At 34.4% G+C, this 15959-nt stretch carries 14 protein-coding genes; 10 read left to right on the forward strand and 4 right to left on the reverse strand.

Translation table 11 applies throughout. The features are described from left to right. From KW502_RS09940 to KW502_RS09985, 10 genes are all read left to right on the forward strand, one after another. The coding region (locus KW502_RS09940) for an HYR-like domain-containing protein (RefSeq protein ID WP_219040409.1) at positions 1 to 1954 on the forward strand (1954 nt) is incomplete at its 5' end. Positions 1955 to 1964: 10 nt separating this feature from the next. Then, positions 1965 to 2840 carry an outer membrane beta-barrel protein gene (locus KW502_RS09945; protein WP_219040410.1) on the forward strand — a complete coding sequence of 292 codons (876 nt, stop codon included), beginning with the start codon at positions 1965 to 1967 and terminating at the stop codon, positions 2838 to 2840. An 850-nt stretch (positions 2841 to 3690) separates the two neighbouring features. Continuing rightward, positions 3691 to 5052 (forward strand): acyl-CoA dehydrogenase family protein, encoded by a 1362-nt coding sequence (locus tag KW502_RS09950; RefSeq protein WP_219040411.1) that lies wholly within the window; start codon positions 3691 to 3693, stop codon positions 5050 to 5052. Positions 5053 to 5060: 8 nt separating this feature from the next. Beyond that, positions 5061 to 5990: a 2-hydroxyacid dehydrogenase gene (locus tag KW502_RS09955; protein WP_219040412.1), complete on the forward strand. Its 930-nt coding sequence runs from the start codon at positions 5061 to 5063 to the stop codon at positions 5988 to 5990. Between the two features lie 21 nt (positions 5991 to 6011). Beyond that, positions 6012 to 7775: an SLC13 family permease gene (locus KW502_RS09960; RefSeq protein ID WP_219040413.1), complete on the forward strand. Its 1764-nt coding sequence runs from the start codon at positions 6012 to 6014 to the stop codon at positions 7773 to 7775. A 1-nt stretch (position 7776) separates the two neighbouring features. Then, entirely contained in the window at positions 7777 to 8115 is a 339-nt protein-coding gene (locus KW502_RS09965) for a DUF202 domain-containing protein (protein ID WP_219040414.1), read from the forward strand. Next, a complete protein-coding gene (locus KW502_RS09970; RefSeq protein WP_219040415.1) occupies positions 8116 to 8442 on the forward strand; it encodes a DUF6122 family protein in 327 nt (108 codons plus the stop codon). Positions 8443 to 8451: 9 nt separating this feature from the next. Next, positions 8452 to 9237, forward strand: coding sequence for a hypothetical protein (locus KW502_RS09975; protein WP_219040416.1), 786 nt, complete (start codon positions 8452 to 8454; stop codon positions 9235 to 9237). Positions 9238 to 9241: 4 nt separating this feature from the next. Further along, on the forward strand, positions 9242 to 9856 hold the full coding sequence (locus tag KW502_RS09980; protein WP_219040417.1) for a deoxynucleoside kinase: 615 nt from the start codon (positions 9242 to 9244) through the stop codon (positions 9854 to 9856). A 12-nt stretch (positions 9857 to 9868) separates the two neighbouring features. Continuing rightward, the gene (locus KW502_RS09985; protein ID WP_219040418.1) at positions 9869 to 10534 is read left to right on the forward strand and encodes a sterol desaturase family protein; all 666 of its coding nucleotides are present in this window, start codon (positions 9869 to 9871) and stop codon (positions 10532 to 10534) included. On the opposite strand, the gene KW502_RS09990 is transcribed toward KW502_RS09985, so the two are convergent. The 4 genes from KW502_RS09990 to KW502_RS10005 all read right to left on the reverse strand — a co-directional run bounded on the left by KW502_RS09990 (position 10531) and on the right by KW502_RS10005 (position 15852). Beyond that, positions 10531 to 11568 carry an App1 family protein phosphatidate phosphatase gene (locus KW502_RS09990; RefSeq protein ID WP_219040419.1) on the reverse strand — a complete coding sequence of 346 codons (1038 nt, stop codon included), beginning with the start codon at positions 11566 to 11568 and terminating at the stop codon, positions 10531 to 10533. The two genes, KW502_RS09985 and KW502_RS09990, sit on opposite strands and share 4 nt — an antisense overlap. Before the next feature lie 148 nt (positions 11569 to 11716). After that, positions 11717 to 12226, reverse strand: a complete 510-nt coding sequence (locus KW502_RS09995; RefSeq protein ID WP_219040420.1) for an inorganic diphosphatase — start codon at positions 12224 to 12226, stop codon at positions 11717 to 11719. A gap of 86 nt (positions 12227 to 12312) precedes the next feature. After that, positions 12313 to 14808: a DUF5686 and carboxypeptidase-like regulatory domain-containing protein gene (locus KW502_RS10000; RefSeq protein ID WP_219040421.1), complete on the reverse strand. Its 2496-nt coding sequence runs from the start codon at positions 14806 to 14808 to the stop codon at positions 12313 to 12315. Positions 14809 to 14868: 60 nt separating this feature from the next. Further along, entirely contained in the window at positions 14869 to 15852 is a 984-nt protein-coding gene (locus KW502_RS10005; RefSeq protein ID WP_219040422.1) for a pyruvate dehydrogenase complex E1 component subunit beta, read from the reverse strand. Positions 15853 to 15959 lie beyond the last annotated feature (107 nt).

Below are 15959 nucleotides of genomic sequence, written 5' to 3' on the forward strand. Positions count from 1 at the left end.
TGATGTAACCATGGAATGTGAAGTTCTAGCTACAGATGTAACCGAGCCAACAGCTACCGATAATTGTGGTGGAACAGTAACCGTAACTAACGATGCGAGTTTCCCTATTTCAACACAGGGGACTACCATAATCACTTGGACCTATGAAGATGAAAACGGAAATACTTCAACGCAAACACAAAACGTAATCATTGATGATGTATCCGCGCCGATTGCCGATCAAGCTACTTTAGCTGATGTAACCATGGAATGTGAAGTTCTAGCTACAGATGTAACCGAGCCAACAGCTACCGATAATTGTGGTGGAACAGTAACCGTAACTAACGATGCGAGTTTCCCTATTTCAACACAGGGGACTACCGTCATTACCTGGACCTATGAAGATGAAAACGGAAATACTTCAACGCAAACACAAAACGTAATCATTGATGATATCACCGCTCCGGTTGCCGATCAAGCTACTCTAGCCGATATTAATGCGGAATGTGAAGTTCTAGCTACAGATGTAACCGATCCAACAGCTACCGATAACTGTGGAGGAACAGTAACCGTAACCAATGATGCAACTTTCCCGATCACCACACAAGGAACTACCATAATCACTTGGACCTATGAAGATGAAAACGGTAATACTTCAACGCAAACACAAAACATCAATGTAGTGGCTTCACCGATTGCAGGAGTTTCTTTAGATGATGTTACCGTTACCTATGATGGAAGTGTACACACAGTATCCGTAAATAATTTACCTGCCGATGCAAGTGTAAGTTATACTACTTCACCTAGTACAGGAACTTCCAATGGAGCTATTGATGTAGGAACTTATACGGTAACCGCTGTAGTAAGTCCTGCGGCTTCCGCTGTAAATTGTGATCCAATTACACTGACAGCCACCTTAAGCATTGAGCAAGCTACACAAATCATCAATTTTGATGCACTTCCAGTAATGAGTTTAGAAAATGATGCTGATTTTCAGCTGGAAGCCACAGCGAGTTCCGGACTTCCAGTAGCCTACACTTATACGTTTACTGCAGCAAATCCTCCAGCAACGGTTACTTCTACAGGTTTTGTTGATTTAATAACTTCTGGTAGTATCGAAATTACGGCACAACAGCCTGGAAATGCTAATTATTTACCTGCAGCTCCAGTAACGCAAACCTTAACAATTACCAGTCAAGATGCCGCTATAAGCTGGATTCGTGTGGCAGGAGATATTTATGATAATCCTTCCAATGAAATCTATTATTTGATCGATTGTCAAAATAACGTAAGTCAAGTTGAAATAGAAATTGGAACTGAAGCTAATGCAAGCCTTTTTCCTAGTGATGGCTTTATCATTGAAACACCAGTTCCCGGTATCTACCAACAAGAAATAACGGTGACCTCTCAAGATGAAAACAATACAGAAACTTACAAAGTGATGATCGAAAAGCAGTTTCAATTTTCTGATATTATAACACAAAAATTTGATAATGTGTTACTGGTCAATAACAACACTAATACCAACGGGGGGTATCGTTTTGTAGATTATGAGTGGTTTAAAGATGATGTTCTTATAGGAGATGATTCCCAGTATTATTCTGCCGGACCTAATGCGACAGACAAGTTAGATCCAGCCGCTGATTATTATGTACGAATGAAAACTGAAAATGGAGCGTGGCTACAAACCTGTGTGGGGCACCCTACTTTGGTGAATAGTTTCTCTGCTAACATATACCCCAACCCTAATGAACCTGGAAGAGTTTTAAATGTAGCAATTGAAGATTATAAAATTTCAGCAAAAAATCCGTTACACGTTCAATTATTTACGCTGCAAGGAGTACAAGTGGGAGATTGGAAATCTACTAACAACTACACACAATTAAGTATTCCTAACCTGTTAGCTGCTGGGGTGTATATTGTAGATTGTTCTTCAGGAAAAAACAAACGTACCTTTAAATTAATTATAGAATAATATCATCAATATGAATTTAAAAAATCAATATAGTAAACTAACCAAGGCAAAATATAATGTTGCCTTGGTTAGCCTTACGCTGTTATTTATGAGTCAGCTAGGCTTTGCTCAATCACAACACGAAATCTCTATCGTAGGCTCAGGAGTATTTTCAACGGTATCTTACGATACTCAAAACGCCTATATAGATCAAGCTCAAAACGGAAGCATTGGCCTAGGTTATAGCTTCTATTTTAGTCGCCAATGGGCGGTAAATATTGGAGCTGAATATGAGCAATTTAAAGCTAGCCTTGTTTATAATACGTTGCAGTTAAGCAGTGAAGCGGTAGATATAGAAGGTGAAAATTTTGAATATCGTTACAGCGCCGATAATTATGAGGAAGAGCAAAAACTAAATGTGATTAACATTCCGTTGACCGTACAGTTTCAAACTGATGGAGAGACTAAATTCTATGCCCGTTTAGGAGGTCAAGTAAGTCTAATTAATAAAGCTGAATACGCTACCTCGATTAGAACTTTGACTACTAGCGGATATTACGCGCAATATGATGCAGAGTTGTTTGACCCTAGCTTCATGGGTTTTGGAAGATATACTAACCTTTCTCAAAAAAGTCAAGAATTAGAACTCGACACTTCTTTTGCTGCAGTGATTGAAGCTGGCGTAAAACGTGAAATCGATAATATTGGTGGACTATACATTGGGCTTTTCTGTAACTACGGCTTAAATACCATAGATAAAGATACAGAAAACACACCGCTAATTGAATACAATACTGAAAACCCTACAAGCTTAAAAACAAACAGTGTGCTAAACACCAACCTAGCTGAAGACGTAAGACTAATCTCTTATGGAATTAAACTGAGGTTTGCTTTAGGTGGGTATTAATCACTAAGTTTTTTTTAAAAAATAAAAGCCTCCCCTAACCCGGAAGGCTTTTTTTATTGAGGTTCAATACGATTCTAGTATTTGTTCCACTACCTAGCAATAAGCAGTAGTAAGTAGCGAAAAGAATAATTTTATTAAATTAGAGTTATCACTACCTCACAATTAACATTATATAGGCTAACTAACCAGCTAAAAGTTTTTTAAATTAGTAGCACCTATTAACATAGAAAATTGCTAAAAATAGAAGCATACAACTTTATTTTAAACATTTTCCCTAAGCACTCTAAGGCTGTCACTAGCAAAGCCTAGGCATCCCCCTAGTGCGAGCATAGTGAGTCCAGTATGCAAGCATATCTAAACCACTATACAGCACTATATAGTGGACTGAAACTGGAGTGATACTTTTTACACTGTATTTACACTACGAATTATATACGTCTACAGCCTGTTTGGCTATTTTTTTTCAACCTTAAACGCTACATTATTCTTAGCAATATCAAATTATTGGCTTAAAAATTCATGAATACGCTCTTCTATTAAATTTTCATAAGAATCATATTTTTCAATTAAACTTAAGTTTTTTGATTATCAATTTTCTGGCTTCGAACCCTAAAAGCACTACTATCTTTACTTTATAAACTTATAGCTGTTTGTATTCAACTCCCCTATTTTATTTTTTCAGTAATGGTTGAAGAAACACTTACAAAACCTATGGAAAACAAGAATAAAAACAAGATAAACCCTAAATTTCAAAAAAAATAGCTAAATTCAACAAATTACATTTCTTCAGAAACCTTTAACAATTGGCTGTGTTTTTAATTTATACTTTAGAGTACTAAAACTTTAAATTATGGCTTTGCTCAGTAAAATCAAAAACACCATTGGTTTACTTAAAGATGTAGACTTAGACAAGCTTGCTAAACTCAATGAAAAAATTGATTTGAAGGAAGCGATGAATACTTTAGGAAGTCTCGACGACAGGCAGATTAAAGGATTAATGAAGATGCTGAATAACCAAGGCAAAAAAGGACAACACAAACTTCCTCCTATAGATGGAGATTTTTATAATCTCGATTTAAAACTTACCGAAGAGCAGCGAGCACTGCAGATGAGGGTAAGAAATTTCATGGAAGATGAAGTTAAGCCACTAGTTAACGATTACTGGAATAAAGCAAAATTTCCTTTTGAAATCATCGAAAAATTTGCCAAACTAAATATTACGGGAGTTCCTTACGAAGGTTATGGTTGCCCCAACCTTCCGTTTTTAATGGAAGGGATTATTGCCCAAGAAATTGCTCGTGTAGATGTTTCTATTTCTACTTTCTTCGGAGTTCACAGTGGTTTAGCGATGGGCTCAATTTACCTCTGCGGTAGTGAAGAGCAAAAACAAGAATGGTTACCCAAAATGCAAAAATTAGAAAAAATTGGCGCATTTGGTCTTACCGAACCTAATGTAGGTTCTGCCGTTTCTCAAGGCATGGAAACCACTTGCAAATTTGATGGTGAAAATTGGGTTCTTAACGGACAAAAAAAGTGGATTGGTAATGCTACGTTTGCCGATGTGATAATTATTTGGGCAAAAGATGTAGATTCTCACCAAGTAAAAGGCTTTATTGTTAGAAAAGAAAATCCAGGCTTTAAAGCAGAAAAAATGGAAGATAAAATGGCGTTGAGAATTGTTCAAAATGCCATTATTACTTTAACCGATTGTAAAATTACTGAAAGCGACCGCTTACAAAATGCCAATTCGTTTAGAGATACCGCAAAAGTGCTGAAGATGACTCGCGCTGGTGTAGCTTGGCAAGCCGTTGGTTGCGCACGCGGAGCTTACGAAAGCGCTTTAAAATACACTAAAAAAAGAGAGCAATTTGGAAAACCGATTGCTTCGTACCAATTGGTACAAAATCATTTGGTAGAAATGCTTTCTAATTTAACCGCCATGCAAACCATGGTTTTTAGACTTTCAGAAATGCAAGACGCTGGTATTTTAACCGATGAACACGCCTCTCTCGCAAAAGTATATTGCAGTATGCGAACGCGAGATATTGTAAGTAGAGCACGTGAAGTATTAGGAGGCAACGGTATTTTGTTAGAGCACGATGTGGCAAGATTTGTTGCCGATGCTGAAGCTATTTACAGCTATGAAGGAACTAAAGAAATAAATTCACTAATTGTAGGACGCGCTATTACAGGATATAGCGCATTTGTATAAAATTTTTCATGAATAAAATTGTATTGATCTGCCCAGAAAGAAACGATGTTTCTAAATGGGTAGAAACGTTTAAAAAAGAAAATGAATCATTAACCATTGAAGTATATCCCGAGGATACCGATCGCGAAAAAACAGAGTTTGTTGCTACTTGGAATCCGCCGGCAGATGCTTTTGAAAAGTTTCCGAATTTAAAAGTAATTGCTTCTATGGCTGCTGGAGTAAAACATATTACTTCAAAAGAAATTCCAAAGAATGTAAAAGTTACCCGAGTTAAAGACGATTATCTCAATTACGATTTAAGCTATTTTGTGTTGAATTCTATTTTGAATTATTTACGAAATATGCCCTTATATTTTCAGCATCAAGAAGAAAAAACGTGGAATAGACAAGCTTATAAAAGACCAAAAGACACCACTGTTGGTATTTTAGGCTTCGGAAATATTGGACAAGCGATAGGTAAAGTATTGCACAAAAACGATTTTGAAGTTTTGGGTTGGTCTCGTTCTAAAAAAGAAGTAGAAGGAATCACCACTTACGAAGAACCTCAACTAGATGAGTTTTTAGCTAAAGTTGAAGTTTTGGTTTGTATGCTTCCACATACGCCAGCAACTGAAAATATTTTAAATAAAAAATTGTTTCAGCAATTACCGAAAGGAGCTTATCTTATTAACGTGGGGCGCGGGGCGCATTTACAGGAAGAAGATTTTTTAGCTGCTTTAGCATCGGGGCAACTTTCTGGAGCTGCTTTAGATGTATTTAAAACCGAGCCATTACCTAAAGAACATTCATTTTGGAATCACGATAAAATAACCATTACCCCACATACAGCAAGCATTACCAATCCGAAAACTATTGTGCCTAAAATGATAGAAAATTATAATCGAATGAAAAACAATGAAACTTTGAAAGACGAAGTAGATTTACAAAAAGGTTATTAATGGTTTTTATATCTTAACCTAATGATGCTCTACCTTACTTTTGCAATAATTGCGGTAGGAATATTTCTTTTTATAAAAGATTATTTCACTATCGATACGACCTCTATTTTAATTATGTCGCTATTTATTGTGTCTGGAGTTTTAAATCCAGAAGAAGGCTTTTCAGGCTTTAATCATCCTGCAACAATCACCTTAGGCTGTATGTTTGTGATTAGCGCCGCGATTTTTAAATCGGGGCTTATTGACGGTTTATCGAGTAAAATTATACGAGTCGCCAAAATAAATTACTTTTTTGCGCTGCTTATTTTTTGCTTATCGGCAGCAGTATTTTCTGCATTTATTAATGATACTGCTGTGGTTGCTTTACTCATCCCGATGGCGCTATTGGTATGTAGAGAAACCAATATTTTGCCTTCACGTTTACTAATTCCTATTTCATTTTCAGCATTATTTGGAGGTACTTGCACTTTAATAGGTACTTCAACCAATATTTTGGTGAGTAGTTATGCGCAAAAAAGCGGACTCGAACCTTTGGGTATGTTCGAGTTTTCGCTACCTGCTTTGTGTTTATTTACGATTGGGATGACGTATTTATTAATCGCTTCTCCATTATTACTTCCGAAGCGAAAAAGCCATAAAAACTCCTTAAAAAAACAGACCGAAAAATATTTAGCTGAATTAGAGCTGACAGAAGAAAGTCAAGATATTGATAAAAAGATAGGTAAAACCAGTTTGATTCAGGATTACAACGCTCAGGTTTTAATGCTGAAAAGAAGTCATCATCGGGTGTATGAAATTAATGAAGAAACAATCTTAAGAAAAGGTGATGTACTAAAAATTATTATTCACCCACAACACTTAGCTAAACTTAAAGAAAGTAAAAACTATGCACTTTTTGGTGACGAACAACTTCTTGAAGATGATGATGCCGAGAAGAAAATCTATGAAGTGATGATACCCTATGGTTCATCGCTTGCTGGTAAATCTTTACAACAACTCAATTTCAGAAATAGTTATTATGCTTCCGTTTTAGCCATTAGGCATCGTAAAGAAATGATTACAGAAGATGTTTCTAATCTTACGCTAAGAGAAGGCGATATGTTATTGCTATATACTTCAGATGCGAGTTTAACGAAGCTCGTATCTAAAAAACTAGTCGTAACTTTATCTAAGTACAAGGCGAAAAAATTAAACCTTAAAAAAGCAATTCCTACCTTAGTTATTTTAGTCGGTGTTATTTTAGCAGCAGCTTTAAACATCACCTCTATTTTAATAAGTGCATTAGTGGGTGCTTTATTAATTGTCACCACAACCATTTTAAAACCAAAGGAAGCCTACGAAGCTATTGAATGGAAAGTGATTTTTATGATGGCAGGCGTACTGTCTATGGGCAAAGCTTTAGAAAAAACGGGAGGTTCAGATTTAATTTCAGACTTTATCTACGATTTTATGGGCAGTTTCGATCCAAGAATCACCTTAAGTTTAATTTTTTTAGCTACCTTTTTATCGACCAATGTGCTCTCGAGTAAAGCGGCAGCGGCACTAATGACCCCAATTGTCATTAGCTTAGCGTCCGCCATGCAAGTGGAAGCCAAACCCTTTTTAATTGCGGTGATGTTTGCGTGTTCGTTAACTTTTATGACACCGGTAAGCTACCCTACCAATACGATGGTTTATGCACCGGGTAATTATAAATTTAAAGATTACTTAAAAATTGGTACTCCGCTAAATTTTATTATTTGGGTAGCTGCCTCATTTATAATTCCATTATTTTTCCCGTTTTAATATGAAAAAAGTAAGACTACATAATCCATTTAAACCAAAGGTTATTAACGAAAAAAAGTTAAGGGAACACTTAGCTTTAGAACGCACTAAACTTGCCAACGAGCGTACACTCTTGGCTTACATAAGAGCTTCATTATATTTATTAGTTGGTGGTATTGCCTTGCTTAAAATTGAAGAATATCCAGAAGTGCACAGCTTGGGTTATATTTCGCTTTGTGTATGTGTGATCTTCATTATTATTGGGGTTTGGCGTTATATTGCTTTAGAGAGAAAATTAAAAAATCTACTTTTGCCCAATGATGCTTCAGAAGAAATTTCTGAAGAAAAAATCGAGTCTTAAATGCTGCAAAATTTTACGCACTACTTTCTTCATTTTATTGCTATTGGAGGTATTGCTTACCTTTATGATAAAACTAACTGGAAAATGTATTGGCTTATTTTAGTAGCGACTATGCTTGTAGATGTAGATCACGTATTGGCAGATCCTATTTTTCAACCCCAACGATGTAGTATTAATTTTCATTTATTGCACACGTATTATGCTATTACGATTTATTGTTTAGGAGCCATTTTAATAAAGCATAAAATTGTAAGATTGATTTGTATCGGACTTTGTTTTCATATGTTTACCGACAAAATTGATTGTTTATGGAATAATTTTGGCTAACTTTAATTTATGAAAATCTATACGTTTATTATTTTCATCTTGATCACGCTTCAAGTGAAATCTCAAGAAATCACCACTAGCCTAGTAGAAAAAACGCCGTTTAATTTAGAACAATTTGTAGGGGTAGATAAGTTTAACAATTTCTACGGAATAAAGAATAACACACTGTATAAGTTAGAGGGAGCTAAACACTATCAATTTGCAGATTTACAACTGGGAGAACTCACCTCGGTAGATTTATTAAACCCTTTAAAAATAACACTGTTTTACAAAAATACCAATACCGTAGTTTTTGTAGACAATCGCTTAAATGAAATTAATCGAATTAACTTTACGACAATTTCTAATTTCAGAAATATTGCTTTTGCCACTACAGGCAAAGATAAAAGTTTATGGATTTATAATATAGATGAACAACAACTAGAACTCTTTAATTATCATACTTCAAAAGCTATTTTACATACCCAACCTATTAGTAACGAACTATTATCTCAAAAAAGTAATTATAATTTCTGCTGGTTATTGCAGCAAGAAAAGCTAGAATATTACAATAGCTACGGAAGTTTTATGGGGAGTTACAAAGTTCCTAAAAACTTTAAATTTTCAGAACACAACCATCTTATTGTTGGTAAAACTGATGAGAAATGGTTGATCTTAAGAAAGAATCATTCTTCATTTGAAACCTTATCAGTTTCTCAAAATGCCGTTAAAGATTTTTATTTAAATAACGAAAACCTTTATATTTACGTCGATAATTTGATTTATCAATATCAACTTAACCTATCAAACGAATAAGCATATGCATGTTGCCATTGCTGGAAATATTGGTGCAGGAAAAACTACCTTAACCCAATTATTAGCTAAACATTATCAGTGGGAACCTCAATATGAGGATGTTTTAGAAAACCCTTATTTAGAAGATTTTTATAACCAAATGGAACGTTGGTCGTTCAACCTTCAGATTTATTTTCTAAACAGTAGGTTTCGTCAAATTCTAGAAATTAGAGAAAGTGGAAAGAGTATTATTCAAGACCGCACCATTTATGAAGATGCATTTATTTTTGCTCCCAATCTTCATGCAATGGGCTTATTGACAAACAGAGATTTTGAAAATTATAAGTCATTGTTCGATTTAATGGAAAGTGTTACCAAACCTCCAGATCTGCTTATTTATTTGAGAAGCAGCATTCCTAATTTGGTGGCGCAAATTCAAAAAAGAGGTAGAGAGTATGAAAACTCCATCTCTATAGATTACCTAAGTAGATTAAACGAACGCTATGAAGCTTGGGCGCACGATTACAAAAAAGGAAATTTATTAATTATAGATGTAGATGATATTAATTTTGTAGATAATCCTGAAGATTTAGGGGAAATTATCAATAAGATTGACGGTGAACTACACGGATTGTTTTAAATGAAAATAAATATGGAATCTACTAAACTAAAAAGACCTAAACATAAAGGCTCACCTCAACTTTTTAAAAATCCTATTTTAGAAAAGTTAACCCATACGCATATCTCCTTACCACTAATTATTTTTTCGGCAATTTCTGCTGCATTAATTTATTATGGTATTATTGAAAAAGGATTTAAAACTCCAGAAATTATTTTGTTGTTTTTTGCAGGGCTGCTATTCTTCACTTTTGTAGAATATATGATGCACCGTTATTTATACCATATTCCAGCAACATCGGAGCGCAAGCAAAAGATTTCTTACACCATGCACGGCGTACACCACGATTACCCAAAAGACAAATCTAGATTAGCCATGCCGCCCGTGCTTAGTTTAATTATAGCTACTGTACTTTTTATAGTTTACAGAGTGGTTTTAGGAGATTTTGTTTTTGGTTTTCTAGCAGGATTCTTAATTGGCTATGCTGGTTATTTAGCGGTTCACTATTCTGTACACGCTTTTAAGGTGCCCAATAACTTTTTAAAAGTACTATGGCATCATCATAGTATTCATCATTATCGCGAATCTGATAGGGCTTTTGGTGTTTCTTCAACCTTATGGGATCATATTTTCAGAACAATGCCTAGAAAAAATCCGTTAGGGAGAAGAGCTGCAACAGGAACAAGTATAGATGATTAAATAATATAACCATTTTCACGTGCGTGTTGTGTTGCTTCTTCCGAATTATGCACCATAAGCACCGGGGTGGTTTCAAAATTATCAATAATACCTTTTACACGCTGCATTTGCTTCTTATGATTTACACTTCTTAGGTAAATACATAAAATTCTATCTGCAAACTGTGCCGCTATATCTGTATAAATAGAAGCATCGTGTTCGCCACTGTCTCCAATTAAAATAAAATTTAAATGCGGATAATTGTTTAAAATATTTATAATTTGTCGTTGCTTGTGTGGTTTTTCTGGTTTTAGAGTAGTGTCAAAAGGTCCGTGTATATTTCTTAACAAAATAGGCCCCTTAGGAAAGTGATTGTGATCTAAGAACAGCTTTAAATATTCATACAAATTCCACGGACTGTTACTGATATAAAACATTGGGTTTTTCGAACTTTCTTGCAAGCCTACTGCCAATTTTTGATAAAGCTCTGGAGCACCTTTTAGCGGTATTCTTTTATAAGCATTAGTAAACAACGAGTTTTTTAATAAACGCCATTTTAAAAAAGAAGTTACTCCCGTATGCAAAATAGTGTCGTCTATATCACTAATCACTCCAAATTCAGCTTTCTTATCGGGTACTAACAGCTCTCCTTTAAATGGGTTAGCTATTAACTTAGTTTTCGCAAAAAGCTGTCCTTTATAAAATAATTTAACGTCTAACCAGCCATCTTTGTCGGCGTATTCTGCTAGATCTTCATTTAATTTTTTATCAAATAAAAAATAGCCTTCTTTATTGGTTTGAGTAACAAACTCTTGTTTATTGGGAAGTTGTAATAAAATTTTCTCTTCCGGAATTTCAAAACTATCAAACTGCTTATAAGTATTTTTTACAGTTTTAAAAAAGTTTTGTTCTTGTTCAATCTTAAGGGGTTCGTTATCTAATAAACGACCGTAAACATATAAATGATGTGGGGTGGCATAACTACGATAAGGCATTATTAAAATTTGTTCATAATTTTTATATCGCCCAAGTAGTTTTTTTATCCTTCTAATCATTCATTTATTTTTGGATTTGAAAGGTAAAGATTTTATCAACGATTTCTATAAACTTAGAGTTTCTTTAAGAGTATTTTTAATTTGAAACAGGGTATAAAAAAAGCGATTCTTTACGAACCGCTTTTTATTATTTTATAATTAGCTAAAATTACTTAATGCTTACTTCTTGCATTGGCACATCACTATCTTTAAATCTAGCAATACATTGTTCTACAATATCTTTAGCTTCTTTCGCGTCTCCCCAATCTCCTACATCTACTTTCTTTTCTTCTAAATCTTTATAAACACGGAAGAAATGTTCTATCTCTTTAATTAGGTGAGGGTTTAAACCACTAAGGTCATCTACTTTATTAGCAATAGGGTCACTTACTGGTACACAGATAATTTTTTCATCAGGACCTTTTTCATCTGCCATATGAAAAACACCAATAGGCTTTACTTCTATCACACAACCAGGAAATGTAGGTTCGGTTACTAAAACTAAAACATCTAACGGATCACCATCTAACGCTAAAGTTTCTGGCACAAAACCATAATCTGCAGGATACATCATAGATGAAAAAATCATTCTATCGTATCTAATTTTTTTTAGCTCAAAATCATATTCATATTTATTTCGGCTTCCTTTCGGTATCTCTATTAAAACATCAAACGTCATTGTAAAAAATATTATCTGTTAATCTTATTAGTTAAATTTAAACAAGACTGCAAATTTAACAAATGTCGCGCTTATTAACTACGTTTTTAGAAATAAAAACCAAAAGATCCCGTCACACCAAATTTTCTAGCCCCTGGATTTTCAAAATAATTTCCTCTAAAGTGAAAGTCTAGTCTAAATACTCTAAAAATATTACCTACTCCTACACTATAGGACCAATAAGGTTTATCACTAGGCGCCATTAAAACAGGATTAGAATAAGAGGCATTAAGTGCTTGATTACTGTCAGATATGGTTCCGCTTACAGCTCTTACCGCAACAATTTCTCGTAAATTTAAATCTCTTAACAATGGTATTCTACCAAAAAATCTTCCGTTAAAATTATGCTCTATATGTATACTGGTATAGGTGTCTGTCACAAATTCATAAAAATCTAATAATGGATAAGAACCATAAATAGAAAAAAGCGTTTGATTACCAGGGACAACATTGAGAAGACCTAAAGGCACATCTCCAAAGGTTTTTCCTGCTTCGATAGTCGTGGTGAGTTTACCCACACCTCCCAATTGCCAAGGATGCCTATAATAAAACTGAAGTCTTTCGTATTCAAAATCACTATTGAATACATCTTTAACTCCTACCCCATAATTTAAAAACAAGCGTGGAAAATCTCCTTCGTTAATTAGGATACGTTCTACCCCATAACCCGTAGTTTTCCTTCCTGGCGAGTAGGTAATCATGGTAGAAATTTCAGTTTGCTTAATTTCTGAAGCTGTTTCTGTTCGCGCTTCATTGGTGTAGTAATCTAAACTAAATTGATCTGAAGCAGATTGTAAGGTTCTAAAAGAACCGCCTACACGAACTTCTAAATTTTTCAAGGGCTCTATTTCTAAAGCTAAAGTGCTTAAATTTATATCGGTAAGACTCGTATTAGAGCCTACTGTAATTAAAGAAGAAGAAGCTAAACTACGACCTAAGACATCGTTAGTGTTGGTTAAACTGGCTCCTAATTGCTCTATATCTCTACGATTACCTCCACTTAAAATTAATCTTGAGCGTTCATCTACCAACAACTTACCTGCCAAACCATACTTAAACTTGTTGTCTTTAAAACCATAAGCCGTATACCCCTCAATTCGCCAAGGGTCATTTCTTCCAAAATAAGTTCTCCCTCCAGCACGTACTCTAATGCCTTCAACATCATTATAACCGAAAGTTGAAAATATAGGCCCGAAGTCAAAATTATCAAATTCTACATAGCCTGATGCTAAAATAGATCCTATATTATATAAGCGCTGGAATGCTCTAACTGTTTTAAGTGTATCTAACATATCGTACACTTTACGCTCATCTTTATTTAGTGCTTCTAACCTATTCTGTTCCCAAAAGGTACTATCACGGTGATAAACCTGATCTATATATTGCTCTCGATTATTATTATAAAACGCTTCTCCCTTATCTATATTAAAACTATACTCATCATAAAGTGTAGTACGCTTACCATACACACCCCTAGCATCTTCTTTTTTTTGAAATGAAAAATCTGACATAAAATGATCTCGGGTAATGAGAAAAATTGAATCATTTAATACTTCAAAATCTTGTTCGATATAGATATCTCTAATCCAATTAATATTAGCGCTTTTGGTAGCTGCTAATTTTATTCTCTTTATTGCCCAAGTGGTATCATTTACCCAAAAATCACCTTTAAATGTAAGTTCGTTTTTATGTCTTGGGTAATAAACAATTTTATAACACCATTTATTATCTATATAACTACTATCGGCCAATACATAATTATAAACACCAACGCCTGTAGTAGACAGAGGGCTTACAAAACTTTTATCAAAGAATTTCAGGTAATTATCATATACATTATACTCTTTATATAAGTCTTTAATGAAGGCAATTAAGGTTTGGTTATCACTAAAACCAGAATTTTTATTTCCTATAAGGGTTTCTTTCTTTTGATTGGTTTCATTATTACCATAAACTCTAGAAACTGCTTCATTTATAAAAATGGGCAGGTAGGTTTTTCCGGTAATATTATTGGTATCGGTTTCTTCAAAAATAAACTCCATACCTTTAAAAATACGACTATTAATTAAAGAGCTGTCTATCGTATTTAAATCAAACTCTTGCTTTTCGTATTTTTTATACTGGTATTGATCAAACATGTAAATACCATTGTCTCTTTTATTTTCCCAGATTTTTTTTAAGATATCTATCGCTGGGTTATTTTTTTTTGAAGTTTTACCTTGATAAATAACGACTTCATCTAATGCACTAGCTTCCTCTTCTAAGATGATTTTTATATCATAGGTGACAGATTTCTGAAGGTCTAAAGAGGTAGATTTAAAACCTACAAATGAAATTTGAAGAGAAGTGTAGTTATTTTCAGATTCTAAATAAAAACTACCATCATCATTGGTGATAGTACCTACAGAAGAGTTTGTAAAAATAACGTTCGCAAACGGAACGGGGCTGCCGCTTTCATCATTCACCACACCACTAACTTTGGTCTGTGAAAATACAGAAAGAACACTAAAAAGGCTTAAACAAAGTAGGTAAACATATCTCATATAAAATAAAAAACTTCATCTCCTGGGCAGGAGATGAAGTGGTAAATATAAGTGTATAATTTACTTATACATAACTTTTTTAACAGCTTTAACAACATCATTGCTATTAGGCAACCATTCTTTCAGCAATTCTGGAGAATATGGTGCTGGAGTGTCTGCTGTATTTATCTTAATTATCGGCGCATCTAAGAAATCAAATGCTTGCTCTTGTACTCTATAAGTTATTTCTGTAGAAACATTACCAAAAGGCCAAGCTTCTTCTAAAATTACTAATCTATTAGTTTTCTTGATAGATTTAATAATCGCATCATAATCTAATGGACGTACCGTTCTTAAATCTATTATTTCTGCAGAGATGTTTTCTTTCGCTAATTCATCAGCAGCTTTATAAGCTTCTTTGATAATTTTACCAAAAGAAACAATGGTCACATCAGAACCTTCTCTTTTAATATCTGCTTTTCCAATTGGGATCACCACATCTTCGTCGGCTTCTGGCACTTCGCCTTTATCACCATACATCTGCTCACTTTCCATAAAAATTACAGGATCGTCATCACGAATAGCGGCTTTTAACAAACCTTTTGCGTCTGCAGGATTAGAAGGGACAATCACTTTTAAGCCAGGGCAGTTTGCATACCAACTTTCAAAAGCTTGAGAGTGCGTAGCTCCTAATTGACCTGCGGAAGCTGTTGGGCCTCTAAATACAATTGGACAATTAAATTGCCCACCAGACATTTGTCTAATTTTAGCTGCATTGTTAATAATTTGATCGATACCTACCAAACTAAAGTTAAAGGTCATGTATTCTATAATTGGTCTCGCACCAGTCATTGTAGATCCCACACCAATACCACTAAAGCCAGCTTCAGCAATTGGTGTATCGATTACACGTTCTGGACCAAACTCGTCCAACATTCCTTTAGAAGCTTTATAAGCTCCGTTATATTCAGCAACCTCTTCACCCATCAAATACACCGCTTCATCACGACGCATTTCCTCACTCATTGCCTCAGCTACTGCTTCTCTAAATTGAATTGTTCTCATTATTATTCGGCTATATTTTACAATTCACAAAAATAAGGAATACAGTTGCAAAACCTATAGAAAATCAAAGAAAAAAAATATTATGCAAGCATAGTATTTTATTATGA

The sequence above is a fragment of the Mesonia aestuariivivens genome, from assembly GCF_019311235.1.
Lineage (GTDB): Bacteria > Bacteroidota > Bacteroidia > Flavobacteriales > Flavobacteriaceae > Mesonia > Mesonia aestuariivivens.